Here is a 19754-nt window from a genome sequence, read left to right as displayed (position 1 = left end):
TAAGTAACTTCGTAGATGTAGCGCACCAATGCGTCTTTTTGTCACTTGGCTACGATCTTGCCTTTCTGCTGCTCAAGGAAGTTGCCAACCATCCCCATGGCTGCACTTTCAAAGCCATTGGAGAGATCCATATTTTGGTTCTATTTTGGTGAGCGCTGTGCTTGGCAGGCTTCCATTTTCTGAAACCATTCGAGCTTAATCGATAATGGATAGCCTTCTATTTCCTTAATGTTTGATAACGGTAGAACATTGACGGGGCGTATGTTAATTCGGCTTGTTAGAGGTTGTACAGCGTTATGTGAGCGCTAGAGCAACGTTGTTAATACTCTAGCTTGTGTTGATTGACCTTGACCAGTGCCTGGGTGCGGCTTTCTACCCCCATTTTGCCGTATAGGTTGCGGATATGAACTTTCAGTGTATTAAGCGAAATATGAAGATTTTCGGCAATGAGTTTGTTTGACAGCCCCTGCGTAACAAGTGTCAGAACTTCTTTTTCCCGCTGAGTCAACGGTTCAGCTCCCTTAACAAGTGTGGTGTATATTGCCAGGTCAGGCTGCTTGCCTGTGTCTGGTGTTGTTGCGGATGATTTTGGCGGTTGTGGTAAAGAGCCTGCCTGATCGGCGGGAAGCTGGCTCAGCCAGCGCGCAATTTGGTCAGGTTCTGGTGAGCTGTTTTCGCAGGCCACCAAGCCTTTAATTAGGTTAACGGCAATATCCCATTGCTCGGCCTTTATCTGATGCTCAATGGCTTCTTCAACGTAGCCGAACTGCTCGTACCACTGCCCAGCCTTCTGGTGAAGCTCAAGTTGGGTTTTGACAGGAAGCAGCTGAAAGCGCTGTAAAAGAAACTGCCTGAAAAGGTCATGATAACGATACCATGTGCGGTGATTATCGAGTGGTACGAGGAACAGGTTGGCCTGTTCAAGCTTAAGTATCTGTATTTGGCTGTTGTTTTCCGGTGTGAGTCTATTTGCGAGGCCAGCACAGAACCGGGACGGGACTGATGTCAGTGTTAAAAATATCTGCATCTCTTTGTTTTGCAGGGAAAATACTTCTTCGAGCAGGTAATCCTCGATATGACGGTCCAGGCTGTGGTGCTTGAGTAGTGTTTCGCTGTTGCATGTATCAAGCGGATTGTGACCTCCTTTTAGAGACAGTGCGGCCAGTTGCAGTCCGGCCACCCAGCCTTCAGTGTCTTCGAACAGTTTGGTAACGGAGTCGGGGGCTATAGTTAATGACATTGCATTGGCGAAAAAGTCCTTGGACTCCTCAACACTGAACGCTAGATCTTTGATGTTCAATTCAATTAACTGATTATTGGCGCGTCGCTTTGCCAGAGACAATGGGGGGGCTTCCCTAGAGGTTATAACCAGGCGAATGCCCGGTGGGAGGTGGTCAACAAAAAGCGTGATCAGGTTGAGCAATTGTTGGTTTTCCATTAGATGAAAGTCATCCAATACCAGAGAAATTGCTTGCTGGGTGTCGTTATGGCCACTTAACTGGTCTAGATCGTTGAGCAGTGAAATAACAATATTCGATAGAGGAGGAGTGTCTTTTTGTTCTATTAAGGTTTTTGCTTCAATGCCTACTGATGGCTGGATACCTTGAAGCGCATTCAGAATATATTTCCAGAACTGCAAAGGAGAATTGTGAGTTTTATCCAGCGTAAGCCAGGCAAACGTGTGAGGGCGGTAATGCAACCACTGGCTCACCAGTGTTGATTTACCGTATCCGGCAGGTGCGGCAATGAGTACTAATTGACCGCCAGATGAGCGGTTGAGCCTATCAATGAGTTCTGTTCGAAAAACTGAATGCTCCCGTAGCGGAGGCAAGTAAAAGCGTGTTTTTAATAGCATAGCTGTGTGAGTGTTCGCTCCATCCTTGAGATAACAACGCTACCTGAAACTGGCGAGAAGATAAAATAATTTTCGGCTTGGTCGTATGTGTGATGCTTTCAGTTCAACACTTGTAACCTTGCATGGAAGGAGGAACGACTGGAATCAAGCTTTAGATAGCTTAATTAACCGCTTGAAATTGCGAGGTAGACGACAAGCGAAACAATCAGGATAAAGCAGCCGACGACTAAGAGTCCGACAAAAATAAACATGCCTATACGGCCTTCTTCGAGGCTGGCTTGGGCATTTTTTCGGCCCTGCACACCCAGCATCGCATAGAGTACACTGCTTAGTGTTTGCCAAAATGACAGTGTTCGCTTAGCGGGTTTTTCGGAGGGGTTTGGAGGGGCGGAATTGTCGGCTGTGTTCATAATAAAACCTAAGCGCTGAATGGTGTCAGGCCGCTGTATAAAGCGTACCTGATACAGTATAGACAGGTGCTTAGGCTTTAACTACTAACATATTAAGTTTGGCGGCTCTTTTTCAAGAACCGCTTAATACTTCAAAAGTTACTTAACACTTCAAGAACTATTTAACACCTTTTTCGAGCAGGAATGCGCTGTACTTTTTATCGGTGCCGTTGATGTGATTAATTAACCACTTTTTGAGATAGTCCAGAAGGTCTTCTACGGTTTTTTCACTGTCTTCTTCGTACTCTTTAACTTTTGCGACCACTTGGTTCGTCATATCGCGGTGTTGCTGGCGGTGCCCTTCGAAGTCGGGGTAGCCATTCTCTTCCATCATCTTCTCTTCGCGGTCGAAATGAAACTTGGTGTATTCCAAAAGCTCATTTAATGCCTCTTTATCGAAGTCTTCGCCGGTGTAATAAAGCGATGATGTCTGTAGCTGATTAATAAGCTTTAGTAGCATTTTATGGTCATTATCGATGGACTCAATGCCGACGCTGTATTCATCTTTCCAGGTTACAAACTGGCTTTCTGTCATCTTTTTATTAAGAAAAATAACCAGCGCCAAGGCGACTATAAGCACCCATGGCAAAGGGTGAGAGAGCCCCAGAGTAAAGCCAAGTAGAATGCCTGTTACGAGCGTTAATATTAGAAATGCAAGTGCAAAAGCTTTGAGCTTTTTGTTCATTGTTGTCTCCGTATAGAGCGAACCGGGTGGCAGACGTAAGAATAGATAATTACTATCTTAGTTCGAAATCTGATATTAGAATTGGTTTAGATCAATTTAGCGGGCTTTATTTGTTCCGCTCATAGTAAGGAAACCGAGATGACGCCAGCAATAAACTGCGCGGAGAAAGCAAAAATACCGTATAAAGTGCATCAATATGAACATGATAAGAGTGCCGCTTCGTTTGGTGAGGAAGCGGCAGAAAAACTGAATATTTCAGCGCAACAGGTGTTTAAAACGCTGGTTGTAGAGCTTGACTCAGGTGGAATGGCTGTCGCCGTACTGCCGGTGGCCGGCCAGCTAAACCTCAAGTCTATGGCGGGAGCGGTAAAGTCTAAAAAGGCCAAAATGGCAGACCCCAAAGCGGTTGAACGTTCTTCAGGCTACGTCTTGGGAGGCGTTAGCCCGCTAGGTCAAAAGAAGTTGCTAAAAACGGTGATTGACAGACAGGCGCTGAATTTTGATACGGTTTTTGTTAGTGCCGGGCGACGGGGGCTTGAAATAGAGCTCTCTGCCGATGATCTTGCGACATTACTCAATGCGTCTTTTGCTGACTTGAGTAAATAACACGTCTACAAGTAGCAGGCTGACTATTTTATTAGCGGAGGCAGAGTAAAGACGAATTGCTTGTCAGGAAAACGTCCATCTAATAATATCCTGCCATGCTTTGGACTGTCATTGAGTGTTTTTATACCTAACCTGACAGTGAATAAAAACTGCTGGCAACATTGCCATGGAATCATTATGAAAAAGACTATACCTACTAACATACTCATTACGTTGCCTCTGCTTGGTTTGCTCAGCTCTGGTTGTAGCTTTGTTCAATTAAAAGATGGTGCGGATGAGGTCAAAACATTAACCGCCGAACAGGCCGCAAACTGCCAGTCGGTAGGAACCGTTACCACCAAGGTTGTGGATGAGGTTTTATTGATCTCACGTAACGAAGAGACCATGGCCGAAGAGCTGGAAACGCTTGCTCGTAACGAGGCTGTGCACTCAAAAGGCAATGCGATTGTGCCAATTAGCGAAATAGAAGAGGGTCGACGAACCTTCCGGGTTTATACCTGCCCTTAGCTCAAACCCACTACATAAGGCGCGCTAGATAAAAATCTTACCTTCCAGATATTTAGCCGCGTAGCCTGATATCAATACTCTGTCGCCTTTGCTTTCACAAAATAGCTCACCACCACTTTTAGAGAGCTGGGCGGCATTGATCTTTTGCTTATTCAGCCTGGCCGACCAATAAGGCACTAATGCGCAGTGGATAGAACCGGTTACCGGGTCTTCCGGTATGTTGTAGCTGGGTAAAAAGTATCGAGAGACGCAGTCGTAGTCACTCCCCGGTGCGGTAACGACAACGCCGTATGGGTGTAGTTTCTCCAGTTCCGCAAGCTTGGGTTGCAAGGTTTTAACCTGTTCTTCCGATTCGTAAACCGCATAATAGTTAGGGTCTGAATCCACCTTAAACACTGACACAGGCAGTGTGCTTAAGCCTTTTTCCAGACTATCAGGGAGAGTGTCGCAGCGGCTGTAATGCATGGCAGGGAAGTCCAACGTTAGTAATCCACCGGCCTGGCGTACTATGAGCTCACCGCTTTTCGATTGAAAGCGAATTTCAGACCCGCTGTATGATAACTCGTTAAAGATGACAAATGCCGATGCGAGTGTGGCGTGGCCGCATAATGGAACCTCAAGGTTGGGGGTAAACCATCTGATATCCCAACCGTTATCGTCTGGCACAATGAACGCCGTTTCGGACAAATTATTCTCTCTGGCGATGTTTTGCATGGTGTTGTCGTCTATTGCACTTTCCAGTACACATACGGCAGCAGGGTTACCACTGAATACGGTCTTCGAGAATGCATCAATTTGGTAAATAGGGATTTCTATCATGGTTAGGTTGCCCTGTTTTCAGATCTGTGAGTTACCGACCGCGTAATTACACAAAATTTTTAATCGGGTAATAACAATATTGTTGGGTTGGCGCTCTGATAGCGAATTATGGCAGTAAACAGATGCTGAAAAAAGAAAAGGCGACGTCTCTGTGAGGCGTCGCCTAAAACTAACTAAAAGGCATGAAAATCGAAAAGGGTCGGATTTGATCACCCGAAAAAAACAGCGGCGGTACAACTTAACCCGCCGCTTATAGGGGGATACTACTCAAATCCACAATTAAAGAATAAGAGAAGAATGGCGAATGTTCTACGACAAAAGAGTAAGGGCGCGTTAGTAAATGAAAGGGAGTGTAACGGGATGTTTCGAAGGGGGGGAGGGGAGAAAAACGAGTGTAGCCTTGTATGAAGCAAAGCGTGATTCAGGCCAGTGGCCTGCCTCGCATTGTATCTCTTTAATGCAAGGCGACGAGTTTCATACAAGACTACGAACGTCGGGTATTAAAGCCAGGTGGTATTAACCGACGATCTCTAATAGCTCGACATCAAAAATCAATGTTGAGTATGGCCCAATCGCACCACCTGCACCTTGCTCACCGTAAGCCAGGTTGTGCGGTACGTATAGGCGCCACTTCGAACCTACGCTCATCAATTGCAGTGCTTCTGTCCAGCCTGCAATAACACCGCCTACTGGAAACTCTGCTGGCTGACCGCGCTCGTATGAGCTGTCAAATACCTGGCCATTGATCAGGGTGCCGTGGTAATGAACGCGTACAGTTGATGCCTGACCTGGCTTCTCGCCTTCACCTTCGGTGACGACTTCGTACTGTAGACCTGATTCAGTCACCGTTATTTCATCGCGGGTTGCATTTTCAGCCAGGAACTTTTCACCTTCTGCTGAAAGCACTTTTGCCTGTTCGGCTTGCTGAGCTTGCATTTTAGCGCTGACTTCTTTGAATGCTGCTTCCATCAGGTCTTGCGGGACAGGGCTCGCCTGACCGTTCAGTGCATCCGCTAAACCGTTTAGAACAGAATCAATATGCAGTCCTTCAAATGGATTGCTGGCTAACTGGTCGCCCATCTGGCGGCCAATGCCGTAGCTTACGCGCTCTTCAACGGTGGTGTATTTATCAGACATATTACTCACTTAAGTTAGAAAATTAAAAAAACGGGCGCAGTTTATCATGTTCCGGGGCAAATAGGGGTAAGTACTTTTGCTGCCTCGGTGCATAACGCATCGGTGAGTGACCGACTGAGTGTGGTGCGCAGGTTCCATATGTGCCAATAGAGCGGGATATCCAAGGTATTACCGTGAACAAGTTCGATTACCTTTCCCTCATTTATCCACTGTCTGCTCTGTACATCGGGCACCATGCCCCAGCCGAATCCTCTGGCGATAAAGTCCAGAAATGACTCTGTTGAGGGAACCCGGTGCCTGATGTCAGGGTAGCCCCCCTTAAAGTACTGTGCGAGGTATTGTCGCTGTAAGTCATCCTTGTGATTGAACTCGACGCAAGGGGCGGCGAGCATTGCATCACGGTCAACTCCTGACGGAAAGTGGCGGCGTTTGTATTCGGGTGATACCAGGCAGCGATAGGTCATCACTCCAAGCGGTATGCAGTTGCAGCCTTTTATCGGCGCTGAACTGGCACTAATACAGCCGACCACGGTGCCATCCCGTAGCAGGTCATGGGTTCGATCCTGGTCATCGACATGCACTTCAATAAACGTTTTTCCTTTGCTGAGCAGTGGTGTTAACGCATCCAGCAGCCAGGTTGCCAAACTATCGGCGTTTGAAGCGATAGAGATTGAAGCCACGCCGTTGTCTGCATTACCTGCCAGGTTGTTCAGCAGGTCATCCTGAAGGTGGCTGATCTGACGGTAGTATTTCAATATTTTCACGCCCGCTTCGGTCAGTTTAGGTGGGCCTGAGCGGATAATCAGCCGCTGCCCCAGCTGTGTTTCCAGCTGCCTTAAGCGCTGTGAAATGGCCGACTGGGTAATGCAGAGCCGCTCAGCAGCTTTCTCAAAGCTCTGCGCATCGATAATCTGAGCAACAGCCTCTAATTGTGATAATTCAATATTCATTAGAATTACTTATGCCTGAGTAAATTAATTAATTTAACTTATTATAGCCTGGCAGATAGACTTCATGGCATTAACTGGCTAAGCCACTGAAGTTTGACTCATCGCCATTGCCTTGCGTCTTCAGTGAGCTTTGCCTCTATATTTGCCATTGCCATTTTAACTGCGGGAACCTGCCGATGTATGAATTACTGCTACCTCTAATGAAGGGGTTTGTGACCAGCGGGAGCTTAATTATTGCGATTGGTGCACAGAATACCTTTGTGCTATCCCATGGCCTTAGGCAGGGGTTCAATGGGCTGATCGCCATGACCTGTAGCCTGTTAGATACACTGCTTATTTTTGCCGGAATTGCGGGGATGGGCGCGTTAATAACCAATGCCCCCTACATGATGCTTGCAGCAGCGCTTTTTGGTGGTGTGTTTTTGACGGTGTATGGCTTAAGAGCATTAAGGTCGGCCATTAACCCTAAACCGCTAAATACCGAGGGGAGTTCTCTAAAATCGAGAACCTCAGCTATTCTGACGACGTTGGCGATTTCGCTACTGAACCCTCACGTTTATTTAGATACGGTTGTGCTCATTGGCAGTATTGGCGGCCAATATGCGCTGCCTGAGCGCTGGTGGTTTGCCGGAGGTGCCGCGTTGGCTTCATTTATTTGGTTTTTCTCTCTGAGTTGGGGAGCGAAGAAACTGGCACCGTTATTTAAAAAGCCTGTGACCTGGAGAGTATTGGATACGCTAATATGCCTGATGATGTGGTCTATCGCGATCTCGTTATTTTTGCTCGCATATAGGCTGGTATCAGCGGGTTTTTGAACGGAGTCCCTTCAGGGCTAATTTCACCCACTGCCAACGGTTGACGAGCAAGGCGGAGAAGATTAATCCACAGCCGATCACCTGGATAACACTCATTGTCTCACCAAACCAGATCGCGGCCAGCAGCGTGGTCCAGATCGGCTCCAAGGTCAAAATAACTGCAGTATGGCTCGCTGGTGCCAACCCTTGGGCGAATGTCTGTAAATAAAACCGCAAACTGGTCGCGATAATGGCACTTGCCAATAACCAGCCCCATATATTATTAGCAACATGGGCGGGCCATGCTTCAATATTCCATGACACAGCGAGTGATACGGCTCCCACGACCATTAACTGTATTGATGTAAGGACTAAAGCCGGTACCTCGGCAACCATTCTGCTGTTAAGGTTAAAGTGAAGCGCAAATATGGTTGCCGCGATCAAAAACAGCCACTGGCCACTATCCAGATGAAAACCGTTATTAAGTGACAACATGGCCAGACCTACGATGGCGATAGGGAGTGCTATCCAGGTATTCAGTGTCGGCCGGTCGCCAAATATCCAGCGAGCCATAATCGGAACCAGCACAACCCCCATACTGGTGATGAATGCTCCTTCGCCCACATGTCGGGCATTAAATAACCCCATGATCCAGAACATCATCGCGATGGAAAATACGCTTCCGGTTAGCAGTGACCGCTTAACTGCGGTAAATGAGAGCGAGCCGAATGCACGCATCCCTATCAGGGCAAGCACTAGTCCCGCCAGTAAAAAGCGAATACCGATAAAGAGAATAGGGGGGAGGCCTTGCAAGGTCTCTTTAGAAAAAATCCAGCCAGCAGCAGCCAATAACGTGACGATAATAAGTAAAAAATCTGCTTTTAAATGCTGTTGAGGTGCCAAGAATATGACTCGGTTGTGTGATTATTTACGGGAGTAGCGTTAGTTGCGCAAGAGAGACATTAGTATAAGTTAAATTTGCAGCAAAGTATTTATATCATGCCCTATACTGAAAACGAATGAATGTCATTTTCATAGGTTGAGAGGTAGAGAAGCATGTGGCTGAGAGGTGTATAGTGCTGGCTCCGTTATACTATGTTGCTCTGATGCTTATTGGTTTATTGCCGGTTAGCGCGTCTATTGCCAGTGAACCTCTTCCCGTTGGCGTCTCTCCTTTTCCGCCTTTTAAGTATGTTGAAGATGGCAAAGTCGTTGGCTCTGACACAGAAATCGTCATAGAAGTATTAAAACAAATGGGCTACCAGGCTGATATATACAGCCACCCATGGAAACGTATTCTTACAGAAGCCAAATCAGGAAAATACGCACTGATTTATACCTTTACCCGAAATGAAGAGCGTGAAAAATACTTCTATTTTTCTGACCCCATTAGCGCTATTAGAGATGTGTTTTTTAAACAGGCAGATCGTGCTATTCAGTGGGATACGTTGGACGACCTTCGCCCCTTCATCGTGAGCGCCAGTGAGGGGTACAACTATCACGAGTCATTTAATAATGCGGCTAAAGAGGGAGTGTTTAAAGTTAGCTGGACATTAGGGCACGAACCCGAGCTGACACACCTCAAGCTGCTCAAAGCAGGTCGAGTAGATCTGGCGATTTGTGAAGTAAGCGTCTGCCAGTTCTTAATCCGCAAATACCCAGACGAATTTAGCAATATTGATTTCATTGATCGCAGTGTGGGTTCAACCCGAGCATTTTATGCCGGTTTTTCAAAAGCCTGGCCAGGCTCTAAAGCGCTTGTAAAAGCGTTTAATAAAGCGCTTGGGGATCTAGTCGCGTCGGGTAAACGAGATGAAATATTGAAGCGGTATGGGGTCGAGTCCAGCCCATGATACCCCGTTGTAATTTATACCGCTGCTAAGCTTCGGCCTATAGCTCACTAACAGATTCTGTTATTCTAGTTTGCAACCCATGGCATCCTAAATGACATGGATCCTCTATAATTGAATGATGTAATCACGTGAACAAACGGCCCACTAAAGCAGAAATAAGGCGTGAGCTTGAATCTCAAGTGCGAGACTTTCTTGAACAGGGAGGAAGTCTTGAGCAGATTGAGAGGGGCGTGAGTGGCCGTTTTGACCAAAATGGCCCGATTAAGTCAAATGCGATTGTTTTTGATGAGCCGAAGGAAGGCCGAACACTGCTGACAGATGTTGTTGCGACGATTGAGGCTCGCAAACATCCTGAACCCGTCAAAAAGAAACCCCGGCGTTCGACCCCTAAAAAGAAAATGATCTATGACGATTTTGGTGAACCACTCCGGTGGGAGTGGGTCGAAGAGTAATCGTCTTCTTAACTATACCGAGCCATTAGATGCAGGTCGGGCGGGAGTCCCATGCGGAGCGATAACTGCGGCTTCAGGGTTGTTGGCTTTATCTGGCGACAGCTTGAGAAATACGCCCAAAGCGGTTAGCAAGAATGCCGCGCTGGAAATAATAGCGACCGGGTAATAAAGGTTACCGGCCAGATCTAATTGGCTGTATTTGATCACCATAATCAAGCCCTCAAGCGCGAGCGCAACGCAAACAGTGCCGATAAATCGCGGCAGTGTTCGTCTAAGCATCACGATAACATCGTGGTTCTCTTCATCGCCGCCATACTCTTTGTTAATAACCATCGCCAGCTCAAATACGGCTAATGCTATAACCCCAGTGTTGATGGCTTTTAGGCAGGTCTGCATTAAACCCTGTCCATCTGCAATACCCTCGGCGAGTTGGGTGAAGGATAACAGTATCATGGCCAAAGAAAGCCCGAAAAAAAGAAAGGAAAATAAACTTGCAAATACTGAACGCACTGTAAAGGTTTTGGGTAACAAACTCATAGCGATCCCTGTACATATATTTATTGGTTATCAGTGCTTATAGTACACCACTTACCTGGCAGGTTATTATCTGTATATGCACCTATATCTTGGTACATAGTTTCACCCTGATAAGCGATTTAGCCTGAATTCATACCTGGCCCAGGCATAGGTCTACTAAGTTATGGCATTGCTCCAATGGCGAACGAACCATTTTGGAAGAATTGTATTGCTTGTTTTTTCTTGCGTGCAATCAACAGCGGGCCGTCGTCAAAAAACAGAAAATTCTTCCAGTTTCTTTTAAAAACAGCCCAGTTGGTTTCAATGATTTTGTAGCTGTCATAACAGAAGAATACGGTGACATTATCGGCCCAGTCTATCTGCTCTAAAATTAACTCAGGCAAATCGGGGGATGCGGAGTCCCATGTTTTTTGCCATAACGCCTTATGAGGCCAGGCATCTTCATTTGCAGCCCAGTCACCGCGCTCCCACTCTGCGGGGTGGTCACTCTCTTTACTGATGCGTTGCCGCCAGAGTTGAATAGCGCTGGATTCCGATAACGGCTTTATTTGCGCCAGATCTTCGGAGCTAACGGGCATATCCTTGTGACGAAAAACCCAGGCATTGCGATATTCAGAGAGGTCTATATAGTTCATCGAGATACCTGATGTTGACGGTTAACAATGGGAGCGAGGGTAGATTTTAACAGGAGCAGGCAGCAATAAGAACCGGACCATGCAATTTGCCAAGGTCTTTATCGGGCGCAGGGCACCCTCTTACTTCTTTGTCGCGACGCATTTTGCCAAGGTCTTTGTACGAGGGTGCCCCGCGCCCGATTCTATGGTGTCTTGACAAGCCCTTTTAACTAATTGAATTATCTAGGCTTTCAATTGAAGTTAAAATCTCTTGAGTCTGTTGCTCCATTAATGCCTGATCGCCACGAGACTCTACATTAAGGCGTGCCAGCGGTTCGGTATTGGAAAGTCTGAGGTTGAAACGCCATCCAGGGAACTCCATGCTCAAGCCGTCAATATGTGACACCTTAATGGCTTGGTCTGCATACTGCTCTTCTATACCTTTTAGCACCTGTTGTGGCTGAGTTAATGTGCGGTTTATTTCACCGCTGGCAGGGAACGCCGTCATACGCTCTTTTAGCAGTGATGAAAACGCGGCGTCTTGTCGGCTCAGTAGTTCGGCAATTAGTAACCATGGAATCATCCCGCTATCGCAGTATGCAAAGGAGCGAAAGTAGTGATGAGCGCTCATCTCTCCACCATAGATGGCGTCGGTTTCGCGCATTATCTGCTTTATAAACGCATGTCCGGTTTTGCTTTCTACGGGGGTACCACCAAACTCAGTGACAACGGCTTGGGTATTCCAGGTGAGCCGAGGGTCATGAATGATTTTCTCGCCAGGGTGGCGGCTTAAAAACTGTTGTGCCAGTAACCCAACAATGTAATAACCTTCAATAAACTCGCCTTGTTCATCAAACATAAAGCAGCGATCAAAATCGCCATCCCAGGCGATACCAAAGTCAGCGTTGTGTTCAATGATGGCCTGTTGAGTTGAGGCCCTGTTTTCAACCAGCAGAGGGTTGGGAACACCTGCGGGGAATGATCCGTCAGGATTGTGGTGCACTTTAATAAATTCAAAGGGCAAGTGGCGCTCAATCTCGTCGATAACGATGCCTGCGCCACCATGACCCGGGTTAACGACAATTTTCAATGGCTTGAGTGCATCAAGGTCGATATAGCCCAGAAGGTGCTGGATGTAGTCGCCCATCGCATCCAGTGAGTGAACGGCACCTGTGGCTTCAGGAATATTGTCACACTCCCCTGACGCGATCATCGCTTTAATCGTATTAAGACCGGTATCACCGTTGACCGGGCGAGAATCCTTCATGACCATTTTAAGGCCGTTATAGTCTTTAGGATTATGACTGGCGGTGACCATAATGCCACCGTCCATCTGGTAGTGAAAGGTCGAAAAATAGACCTGCTCTGTGCCGCACATACCGATGTTGTATACGTCGGCACCGGCACTGCGCAAACCTTTGCATAATGCTTCGGTGAGTTCGGGGCTGGACTCTCTGATGTCGTACCCAACAACCACTCTTTGGGTCTTTAGTACGCTGGCGTATGCGAAGCCTATTTTCTCGGCCAATTCAACGTTTAATTGGTCAGGAATCCTGCCACGAATGTCGTAGGCCTTAAAGCAGCTTAAATCCATTTTATACCTCTTCTTATTAACCACAGTCGGCTATGAGGTCGTAATCATATCATGGCATGAGCATGAATAATCTACTGGCTTAAGCTGGATTAGTCTGTATACGGAGCTAGCTCCTATTCAGGGCTAGTTCCTGTTCTGGATTAGCCCCTATGCAGCAATACCGGCTAAGCAGGGTTAGCCGCAAATTCTGCCAGCATGCTTGCGGACTCTTTCGGTACTTCTATCATCGGTGCATGACCTATCCCTTGCATAATGATCTTTTTAGCATTGGGAATTAACTGTTCAAAAATGTCGGCGTTGCCGACATTGATAACGCGGTCTTCCGTTCCCCATATTATCAGGGTAGGGGCCTTAATTTTCTTGAGTTCGGCTTTAAATTGCCCTGATTTTCCAGAGCTAATATCGTTGAAAATTTTACTATTAATTTTTTGTTTCTGGCTTGCTTTCTCAGCTGCGACTTCGGTAATAGGCCATGGAATAAAGGGTGGTTTTTCCATTGCGAACGTAAGCAAATGTTTGAAGCTCTCGGTATCTGAAACGATCAGCGGGTTTTCGCCTTTATGAAGGTGTTTCTCAAGGTTGCTTTCAACTTCATGAATGCCTGCTGGGTCATAGAGTGTCGCGGTTTTTATTTCGCTTGGGTATTTAGCGGCATACAAAGCAGAAATGGCTCCGCCCATAGAGTTACCCGCAATATGGAATTGACCCAGGCCGAGCGCCTGAGTGATCTGACGGACATTCTCAACCTGTGTTTCCAGGTCGTAATTTAGTGAAAAGTCTCGGGTGCTCTCTCCATGCCCTGGTAGGTCTAACACGACCACATGAAAACGGTTGGTCAGTTGCCCAGCAAAGCGTAACCAATTCTCCTTGGTGGCAGCAAAACCGTGTATTAATAGTACGGTTTCTTCACCTGCACGGCGGGGGCCTTCCAGATAAGCAATATCAAGATTACTGACGTTAATTCGTTTGGAGACTAACTGCGCCTGTTCCAACTCAAAGGCGATTGCGGCATCATAAATGTCGTATTTGTAGTGTGAGGCCGCCCAGTATAATGAGCTGCCGAGTACCCCTATCAGCAATATTACGAAGAGTAGTTTTGACTTGAGCATAAAGTTGACGATCCTTTAGTTAGTGTCCGTTTACGGTCTTATTTTTAAGGCTGTGAGTATTGACGGTTACTGTATAGATGCCGCTATCTTGCTATGGCGGAGGCGGTTTTGTTACAGTCTATCTCTTCGCTATGAGCATTAATACTATTGCTACTGGCAGGTTCCCAGTGGTAATTCTCGGCAACAACATGACGGGTTCGCGCCCGGTATTTCATCGTGGTGCCCGGCCAGATAGTAAAGTTTTTGCCATCCTCCTGTGCATACCAGCTATTGCAGCCAGAAGACCAAACTGTGTTTTCCAGCCCTTCGGCAATTTCCTGATTAAATGACTCTAAAGCATCCTGGTGAAGATTCATATAGCGAGCATTTTTCTTCTTCAACAGTTTGAGGCTTTCAATAATATAATGAACCTGGGATTCGATCATCAGGATGATTGAGTTGTGACCGAGACCTGTATTGGGACCGACCAGTTGAAATAGATTTGGAAACCCTGAAACATTGATACCAAGATAGGATTCTGCGCCTTTTTCCCACTGTTTTAATAGTGAGCGACCATTCAGTCCTGTCACTTCGAACCCCTTCATGTAAAGACGCGGGTCGGCAATAAACCCGGTACCCAGAATGATTGCGTCAGCGGGCCGCTCTTTTCCATCCTTAGTGATAATGCTGTGCTCTTTTATCTCGGCAATGCCATCGGTCACCAGCTCGACATTGTCACGATTAAAGGTCGGGTAGTACTTGTTAGATATCAGCACTCGTTTACAGCCTATGGTGTAGTTCGGTGTCATTTTTTCCACCAGACTTGCGTCATTTAAGCTGCTCTTGATATGCCATTTGGCAAAGCGAGAAAGTGATCTTGCAAGTGCAGGGCGGTAGATAGGCAGCACGCGCATTTCATTGGTCAGGTAAAGCCGGGCTCGGTGTAGCTTCCTCAGCAGTGGGATGCGTTTAAAGAGTTGCTTCTCAACATTCGAGTAACTGCGTTCATTTCTAGGTAACACCCATGCCGGTGTTCGTTGGAATACATACAGACGTTTAACATCGGGGGCGATTTCGGGCACGTACTGTATAGCGCTGCCTCCTGTGCCGATAGAAACAACATTTTTATCTTTTAAGTCGTAACTATGATCCCATTGGGCCGAGTGAAACACCTTGCCTTTGAATGTGTCCAAGCCTTTTATGTTTGGAATAGCGGGCACATGCAGCGGCCCTGACCCCATGACAAAGGCTTTGGCTCGATAGTGCTTGCCATCGGTTGTACCGATGTTCCACCGGGCATTGGCTTCGTCAAATTTCGCCGCGCTCACTTCGCTGTTAAAGCGAATGGATGAGCGCAGTTGGTATTTTTGGGTGCAGTGCAGGATATAGTTCTGTATCTCTTCCCATCCCGCATATGACTTTGACCAGTCCGGGTTCCCTTCAAACGAGTAGGAGTAAAGGTGGGACTGAACGTCGCAGGCACAGCCAGGGTAGGTGTTTTCACGCCAGGTACCACCCACCTCGTTCGCTTTCTCCAGTATCAAGTATGAGTTGATACCTGCTTCTTTAAGCTTAATTGCCATGCACAGGCCTGAAAATCCAGAACCAAGAATGATGACATCATACTCTTCGCTGTTAGCTTGATGGGTGTGTTTGGCCATTACCAACTATCCTTCCTATATTCTGCTTTGTTCGCACTGTTACTAGAGTCTTGAGCGATCACCCGGTGACCCCTTCTGCGCTAACATTTATTATTTTGTGTGACTGCTGCTGATTTTTAACCAGTATAGGTGGGCCATTGAACTAAAAGATATGGTAAGGTTGACGTCAAAATTGATAATTTCGGCCAATATGCAAAGCAAAAACAAAATGACAACACGCTCAATTCTGGGGCTGGCTTACACCGTTAATGGCCTAGAGTCCCTGGGCTACTCCTGCCAGTCAGTGCTTGAGCGCCATGGTATTACGCTTAAAAAACTAGACCCATTCGCAGAGATTGAGCGATCCTTGGAGCTGCAAATCTTGAGTGAACTGTTTGCTCCGGTTACAACCCCGACGATTGGTATCAAGATGGGGATTCGTTTCGGTTTGGCCGGTTATGGGCCGTTCCCAATGTTGTTGATGTCTTGCAATAATGCCTATGAAGCCTGCAAGGCGGGGGTCAAGTATCAGAGTATTGGTTACTCTTATGGCGAAATCCGGCTGGAGCTAAGCTCAGAAACGACAGCCCTCTGCTTACAGCCTACGGCCCTTCCGAGTTCGTTGAATCGAATTATTATTGACCGAGATGTATCAGGCATTTATCGCCTGATACAAGACATACTGAAAAATATCGGTCAAGAGGTCAGTCTTGTTGAGGTCTGGTTTTCATACCCTAAACCCGACGATGTAAAGCCTTATGAAGAGATGTTTCAGTGTGACGTTAAGTTTGACCAGCCCTATTGTCGGTTAGCGATCAAAAATACCGATATGAGCATCCCGTTCCCCAGTGCCAACCAGACGGCGTTTAGCTACTACCGCGCCCAGTGCGACCAAATTATTGCCAAGCGTACAGAGTCGATAGAGCATGTATCGGGCAAAGTGCGCAAACACCTAGCGCTGTTTGCTTATGAGTTGCCATCTATTGTCGAGGTGGCAGAGGCCTTTGGTGTGGCCGAACGCACGTTAAGGCGACAGCTTAAAAACGAAGGGGCGTCATATCAGAAAATTTTGGACAGTGTGCGGTTTGAGAAAGCACAACAACTGCTTAAAACCACAAACCTGCCTATCGAAGAGGTTGCCAGCCGCCTTGGCTATCAGGAGGCGGCTAGTTTTAATCATGCTTTTCAACGCTGGTCGGGAACGACCCCTTCCAAATTCAGAAAGGGCCAATAAGCGTATCTAGCTTTCAACAAACGCTCGTTCAATCACATAGTGGCCTAGGTCACCATGCCGGGCTTCTTTGAAACCTTTTGCATCAAGAATTGAGCAGGTATCTTTCAACATGCTGGGGCTACCGCAAATCATAAACCGGTCATCTTCGAGGTTGATGGGAGGCAAGCCGATATCCTCCGCCAACTTTCCACTATCCAGTAACTCGGTAATACGCCCTTGGTTAACATAGGGCTCGCGGGTAACCGTTGGGTAGTAGATCAACTTATCCCGAATCAGATCGCCAAAGTATTCATGACTGGGAAGCTCTCTCTGAATCAGATCTTGATAGGCGAGCTCAGACACCTCTCGAGTACCATGAGTCAAGATGACATTGTCAAACATCTCGTAGGTCTCCGGGTCTTTAATGATGCTCATAAAGGGGGCTAACCCGGTACCCGTACTAATTAAATAGAGGTTTCGTCCCGGTATAAGGTGATCAATAAGCAGTGTGCCGGTTGGCTTGCGGCTCATAAGAATCTCATCACCCACTTGTATTTTCTGCAATTTAGAGGTGAGTGGGCCGTCTTGCACTTTGATGCTGAAGAATTCCAATTCCTCTTCATAGTTGGCGCTGGCGATACTGTATGCACGCATCAGTGGTCGCCCTTCCTGCTCGAGGCCGATCATGATGAAATGGCCGTTTTTAAAACGGAATGCAGGGTCTCGGCTTGTTTTAAAGCTAAACAGGGTGTCATTCCAGTGATGAACGCTTGTTACCTTTTCTTTTACAAATCCAGCCATTTTTCCTTTCCAGTTTGGTTGCTGTAGCGATAGGCAAATGTTTTGTCGTCAGTTGCGTTGAGTTTTTAGTTGCATCAACTATACGCTCTGGATAATCTATCTGTGAAACAGGTTTTATCAATTAAATTAATCGGTAATTCCGATTAATTAATCATGCAGTGAGTATTTGGTTTGCTATGAGATATACACTTCGCCAGCTAGAGGTCTTTTTGGCTACTGCACATTATGAAAATATCACTCAGGCGGCAGAAAGTATTTCCCTTTCTCAATCTGCAGCCAGTGAGGCGCTTAAAGGGCTCGAAAAACAGTTTGATATTCAGCTGTTTGACAGAGTGGGTAAGCGACTTCAACTCAATGAGCTGGGGCGCTTATTGAGACCCAAGGCAGAAGCGCTGGTCGAGCGGGCGCAAGATCTGGAAAATGCCTTCAGGCAGCATAAAGATATTGGAGCCTTAAAAGTTGGTGCAACATTGTCCATCGGTAACTATCTTGCCGTGAATATTATGGCTGAATTCATGAGTCTTCATCCGACTGCGGAGGTGTCGCTGCAGGTGGCTAACACCACCACTATCGCTAATAAAATATCGAACTTTGAGCTGGACGTAGGGCTGGTCGAGGGCGAACTTCATCGCCCTGAGCTTGATGTGGTTCCCTGGCGTGATGATGAGTTATGTGTGTTTTGTGCGCCCTCTCATCCATTGGCGAAAAAAAACCGCTTAAATGACTCAGATCTGCTGACTGCCGATTGGATAATGAGAGAGTCCGGGTCCGGTACACGTCAGGCGTTTGACTGGGCGATGCATGGTTTGCTTCCTGAGCTGAATATTTCATTGGAATTACAGCATACCGAGGCTATTAAAAGGGCGGTCGAGGCGGGGTTGGGTATCGGGTGTCTGTCGAGTATTACCCTTGAAGATGCGTTTAAACGAGGGAGCCTGGTTCGGCTCGATGTCCCTCATCGAAACTTTCAGCGTCGTTTCTATTTTATCCTTCATAAGGATAAGTTTCGTAGTGCGGGCATCGATAACTGGCTGGCCCTATGCCAAAAGAGAAACGGGCAAATGGTCAGTGGAGAAACGGATAAATAGCCAAGGGGGAAGCGAGTAAAATAAGAACACAAAGTCATTCTTTACTATTGGCAACCTTCGACTAAGCTGCTTTATAAGCCCGTACGGCGGTACAACAATAAGTTTAAAAAAGTATGTATATTTGAGGTGTTTACCAATGCAAAGATTTTTGGTTCTTTTGTTAAGTGTTGTCTTATCCTCCAGCGTTAGCGCGGCTGGAAAAATAACAATTTGTTCAGATAATAATTTCTGGTATCCATTTACACTGGTTAAAGATGGCCAGTCTGCGGGGATCCATATCGATATTATTGCCAAAGCACTTAGCAATTTAGGATATCAGGCGGAGTTTAAGCCATTACCTTGGAAGCGCTGTCTGGCAGAAGCTGAGCAAGGTGGTGTTGACGGTGTTGCAACCGCATCATACAAAGATAAGCGCGCTGCCTTCCTTCATTACCCTGGTGACGCTGCAACGGCTAAAAAGTCAGCTCAGCGCGTGATGCAGGTAGAGTACGTCGTGGTAACCGCTGCTGATAACAACTACGAGTTTGATGGCGATGTTAAGAGCATCCCAACGCCTGTTAGAGCGCCAAGAGGTTACTCCATCGCAGACGATCTGAAAAAGCAAGGTGTTTCAGTTGATGATAAGGCATCAGGTGATGAGAATAATCTTAAGAAGCTTCTTCGCGGCGGTAAAGGTGCCGTTGTGACGATTCCGGAAGTGGTTAAAGTATTGAGTGAAAAGCCAGAGTACAAAGGCAAATTGAAGATTAGTGCTACGCCTTTAAAGTCTAAGTCTTACTACCTGCCAATTTCAAAGGCATCGAAGCTATCGGCTGATGATCGCGAGAAGATCTGGTCTGAAATTGCAAAAGTTAGAGATGATGCGGCCTTTATGGCAGAGGTGGGGGGCAAGTACTAAAGCTATATAATAAGTACTAGACCCATGACATCGTTATTTTAACAAGAACTGCGCCCAGCTTAATCTGGGCGTTTTAATTTTTTATTCCTGCTATTTATTTTCTCCTGTGTTTTGCTGGCGCTTCTTCATATTGATCTAATATTTGATTGATTGTGATAGGCTATCTCGACTAGA

21 protein-coding genes are annotated in these 19754 nt (G+C 46.7%); 8 read left to right on the top strand and 13 right to left on the bottom strand.

What is annotated here, in order from left to right; translation table 11 throughout:
• Window positions 1-319 precede the first annotated feature (319 nt).
• The 3 genes from MY523_RS16885 to MY523_RS16875 form a co-directional block, all read right to left on the bottom strand.
• Entirely contained in the window at window positions 320-1855 is a 1536-nt protein-coding gene (locus MY523_RS16885) for a helix-turn-helix transcriptional regulator (RefSeq protein ID WP_250655851.1), read from the bottom strand.
• A gap of 164 nt (window positions 1856-2019) precedes the next feature.
• Complete coding sequence (locus MY523_RS16880; RefSeq protein WP_250655850.1) at window positions 2020-2265, bottom strand: DUF2970 domain-containing protein; 246 nt, start codon at window positions 2263-2265, stop codon at window positions 2020-2022.
• A 157-nt stretch (window positions 2266-2422) separates the two neighbouring features.
• Window positions 2423-2989, bottom strand: coding sequence for a bacteriohemerythrin (locus MY523_RS16875; RefSeq protein WP_250655849.1), 567 nt, complete (start codon window positions 2987-2989; stop codon window positions 2423-2425).
• Between the two features lie 138 nt (window positions 2990-3127).
• On the opposite strand from MY523_RS16875, the gene ybaK reads away from it, so the two are divergent.
• Together ybaK and MY523_RS16865 are read left to right on the top strand one after the other, a co-directional pair.
• A complete protein-coding gene (gene ybaK / locus MY523_RS16870; protein ID WP_250655848.1) occupies window positions 3128-3595 on the top strand; it encodes a Cys-tRNA(Pro) deacylase in 468 nt (155 codons plus the stop codon).
• Between the two features lie 177 nt (window positions 3596-3772).
• Window positions 3773-4102 carry a DUF4156 domain-containing protein gene (locus MY523_RS16865; RefSeq protein WP_250655847.1) on the top strand — a complete coding sequence of 110 codons (330 nt, stop codon included), beginning with the start codon at window positions 3773-3775 and terminating at the stop codon, window positions 4100-4102.
• A gap of 24 nt (window positions 4103-4126) precedes the next feature.
• On the opposite strand, the gene MY523_RS16860 is transcribed toward MY523_RS16865, so the two are convergent.
• The 3 genes from MY523_RS16860 to MY523_RS16850 form a co-directional block, all read right to left on the bottom strand.
• Window positions 4127-4921 carry a PhzF family phenazine biosynthesis protein gene (locus MY523_RS16860; protein ID WP_250655846.1) on the bottom strand — a complete coding sequence of 265 codons (795 nt, stop codon included), beginning with the start codon at window positions 4919-4921 and terminating at the stop codon, window positions 4127-4129.
• A 516-nt stretch (window positions 4922-5437) separates the two neighbouring features.
• Window positions 5438-6058, bottom strand: coding sequence for a BamJ family beta-barrel-assembly machinery protein (bamJ, locus tag MY523_RS16855; RefSeq protein ID WP_250655845.1), 621 nt, complete (start codon window positions 6056-6058; stop codon window positions 5438-5440).
• A 44-nt stretch (window positions 6059-6102) separates the two neighbouring features.
• The gene (locus tag MY523_RS16850; protein WP_250655844.1) at window positions 6103-7008 is read right to left on the bottom strand and encodes a LysR family transcriptional regulator ArgP; all 906 of its coding nucleotides are present in this window, start codon (window positions 7006-7008) and stop codon (window positions 6103-6105) included.
• Between the two features lie 176 nt (window positions 7009-7184).
• On the opposite strand from MY523_RS16850, the gene MY523_RS16845 reads away from it, so the two are divergent.
• Window positions 7185-7823 (top strand): LysE/ArgO family amino acid transporter, encoded by a 639-nt coding sequence (locus tag MY523_RS16845; protein WP_250655843.1) that lies wholly within the window; start codon window positions 7185-7187, stop codon window positions 7821-7823.
• Here MY523_RS16845 and MY523_RS16840 read toward each other — a convergent pair.
• Entirely contained in the window at window positions 7809-8705 is an 897-nt protein-coding gene (locus MY523_RS16840) for a DMT family transporter (RefSeq protein ID WP_250655842.1), read from the bottom strand. The genes MY523_RS16845 and MY523_RS16840 overlap by 15 nt on opposite strands.
• A 155-nt stretch (window positions 8706-8860) precedes the next feature.
• Here MY523_RS16840 and MY523_RS16835 point away from each other — a divergent pair, with 155 nt between their 5' ends.
• Entirely contained in the window at window positions 8861-9655 is a 795-nt protein-coding gene (locus MY523_RS16835; RefSeq protein ID WP_250655841.1) for a substrate-binding periplasmic protein, read from the top strand.
• Window positions 9656-9783: 128 nt separating this feature from the next.
• Entirely contained in the window at window positions 9784-10107 is a 324-nt protein-coding gene (locus tag MY523_RS16830; RefSeq protein ID WP_250655840.1) for a hypothetical protein, read from the top strand.
• 12 nt (window positions 10108-10119) lie between these two features.
• Here the strand turns inward: MY523_RS16830 and MY523_RS16825 are convergent, their stop codons facing one another.
• The 5 genes from MY523_RS16825 to MY523_RS16805 form a co-directional block, all read right to left on the bottom strand.
• Complete coding sequence (locus MY523_RS16825; RefSeq protein WP_250655839.1) at window positions 10120-10644, bottom strand: hypothetical protein; 525 nt, start codon at window positions 10642-10644, stop codon at window positions 10120-10122.
• Between the two features lie 161 nt (window positions 10645-10805).
• Entirely contained in the window at window positions 10806-11279 is a 474-nt protein-coding gene (locus MY523_RS16820; RefSeq protein ID WP_370301133.1) for a DUF2947 domain-containing protein, read from the bottom strand.
• 205 nt (window positions 11280-11484) lie between these two features.
• On the bottom strand, window positions 11485-12852 hold the full coding sequence (locus tag MY523_RS16815) for a phosphohexomutase domain-containing protein (RefSeq protein WP_250655838.1): 1368 nt from the start codon (window positions 12850-12852) through the stop codon (window positions 11485-11487).
• A 164-nt stretch (window positions 12853-13016) separates the two neighbouring features.
• On the bottom strand, window positions 13017-13961 hold the full coding sequence (locus tag MY523_RS16810; RefSeq protein WP_250655837.1) for an alpha/beta fold hydrolase: 945 nt from the start codon (window positions 13959-13961) through the stop codon (window positions 13017-13019).
• An 83-nt stretch (window positions 13962-14044) separates the two neighbouring features.
• Window positions 14045-15601 carry a flavin-containing monooxygenase gene (locus tag MY523_RS16805; protein ID WP_250655836.1) on the bottom strand — a complete coding sequence of 519 codons (1557 nt, stop codon included), beginning with the start codon at window positions 15599-15601 and terminating at the stop codon, window positions 14045-14047.
• Window positions 15602-15809: 208 nt separating this feature from the next.
• Between MY523_RS16805 and MY523_RS16800 the strand changes: the two genes are divergently transcribed.
• Window positions 15810-16814 (top strand): AraC family transcriptional regulator, encoded by a 1005-nt coding sequence (locus tag MY523_RS16800; RefSeq protein WP_250655835.1) that lies wholly within the window; start codon window positions 15810-15812, stop codon window positions 16812-16814.
• Window positions 16815-16820: 6 nt separating this feature from the next.
• On the opposite strand, the gene MY523_RS16795 is transcribed toward MY523_RS16800, so the two are convergent.
• Window positions 16821-17594 (bottom strand): ferredoxin--NADP reductase, encoded by a 774-nt coding sequence (locus tag MY523_RS16795; RefSeq protein ID WP_250655834.1) that lies wholly within the window; start codon window positions 17592-17594, stop codon window positions 16821-16823.
• A gap of 176 nt (window positions 17595-17770) precedes the next feature.
• On the opposite strand from MY523_RS16795, the gene MY523_RS16790 reads away from it, so the two are divergent.
• Complete coding sequence (locus MY523_RS16790; RefSeq protein WP_250655833.1) at window positions 17771-18682, top strand: LysR family transcriptional regulator; 912 nt, start codon at window positions 17771-17773, stop codon at window positions 18680-18682.
• Between the two features lie 136 nt (window positions 18683-18818).
• Window positions 18819-19580: a substrate-binding periplasmic protein gene (locus MY523_RS16785; protein ID WP_250655832.1), complete on the top strand. Its 762-nt coding sequence runs from the start codon at window positions 18819-18821 to the stop codon at window positions 19578-19580.
• Window positions 19581-19754: the final 174 nt, after the last annotated feature.

Source organism: Alkalimarinus coralli, assembly GCF_023650515.1.
GTDB classification, from domain to species: domain Bacteria; phylum Pseudomonadota; class Gammaproteobacteria; order Pseudomonadales; family Oleiphilaceae; genus Alkalimarinus; species Alkalimarinus coralli.
The sequence above is the reverse complement of the archived record's forward strand: the minus strand, read 5'-3'. Positions and strand labels throughout refer to the sequence as shown.

Excerpts from the sequence above, each read along its gene's own strand:
- MY523_RS16885 (WP_250655851.1), bottom strand. The coding sequence starts at position 1,855 with ATGCTATTAAAAACACGCTTTTACTTGCCTCCGCTACGGGAGCATTCA.
- MY523_RS16880 (WP_250655850.1), bottom strand. The coding sequence starts at position 2,265 with ATGAACACAGCCGACAATTCCGCCCCTCCAAACCCCTCCGAAAAACCC.
- MY523_RS16875 (WP_250655849.1), bottom strand. The coding sequence starts at position 2,989 with ATGAACAAAAAGCTCAAAGCTTTTGCACTTGCATTTCTAATATTAACG.
- ybaK (WP_250655848.1), top strand. The coding sequence starts at position 3,128 with ATGACGCCAGCAATAAACTGCGCGGAGAAAGCAAAAATACCGTATAAA.
- MY523_RS16865 (WP_250655847.1), top strand. The coding sequence starts at position 3,773 with ATGAAAAAGACTATACCTACTAACATACTCATTACGTTGCCTCTGCTT.
- MY523_RS16860 (WP_250655846.1), bottom strand. The coding sequence starts at position 4,921 with ATGATAGAAATCCCTATTTACCAAATTGATGCATTCTCGAAGACCGTA.
- bamJ (WP_250655845.1), bottom strand. The coding sequence starts at position 6,058 with ATGTCTGATAAATACACCACCGTTGAAGAGCGCGTAAGCTACGGCATT.
- MY523_RS16850 (WP_250655844.1), bottom strand. The coding sequence starts at position 7,008 with ATGAATATTGAATTATCACAATTAGAGGCTGTTGCTCAGATTATCGAT.
- MY523_RS16845 (WP_250655843.1), top strand. The coding sequence starts at position 7,185 with ATGTATGAATTACTGCTACCTCTAATGAAGGGGTTTGTGACCAGCGGG.
- MY523_RS16825 (WP_250655839.1), bottom strand. The coding sequence starts at position 10,644 with ATGAGTTTGTTACCCAAAACCTTTACAGTGCGTTCAGTATTTGCAAGT.
- MY523_RS16820 (WP_370301133.1), bottom strand. The coding sequence starts at position 11,279 with ATGAACTATATAGACCTCTCTGAATATCGCAATGCCTGGGTTTTTCGT.
- MY523_RS16815 (WP_250655838.1), bottom strand. The coding sequence starts at position 12,852 with ATGGATTTAAGCTGCTTTAAGGCCTACGACATTCGTGGCAGGATTCCT.
- MY523_RS16810 (WP_250655837.1), bottom strand. The coding sequence starts at position 13,961 with ATGCTCAAGTCAAAACTACTCTTCGTAATATTGCTGATAGGGGTACTC.
- MY523_RS16805 (WP_250655836.1), bottom strand. The coding sequence starts at position 15,601 with ATGGCCAAACACACCCATCAAGCTAACAGCGAAGAGTATGATGTCATC.
- MY523_RS16800 (WP_250655835.1), top strand. The coding sequence starts at position 15,810 with ATGACAACACGCTCAATTCTGGGGCTGGCTTACACCGTTAATGGCCTA.
- MY523_RS16795 (WP_250655834.1), bottom strand. The coding sequence starts at position 17,594 with ATGGCTGGATTTGTAAAAGAAAAGGTAACAAGCGTTCATCACTGGAAT.
- MY523_RS16790 (WP_250655833.1), top strand. The coding sequence starts at position 17,771 with ATGAGATATACACTTCGCCAGCTAGAGGTCTTTTTGGCTACTGCACAT.
- MY523_RS16785 (WP_250655832.1), top strand. The coding sequence starts at position 18,819 with ATGCAAAGATTTTTGGTTCTTTTGTTAAGTGTTGTCTTATCCTCCAGC.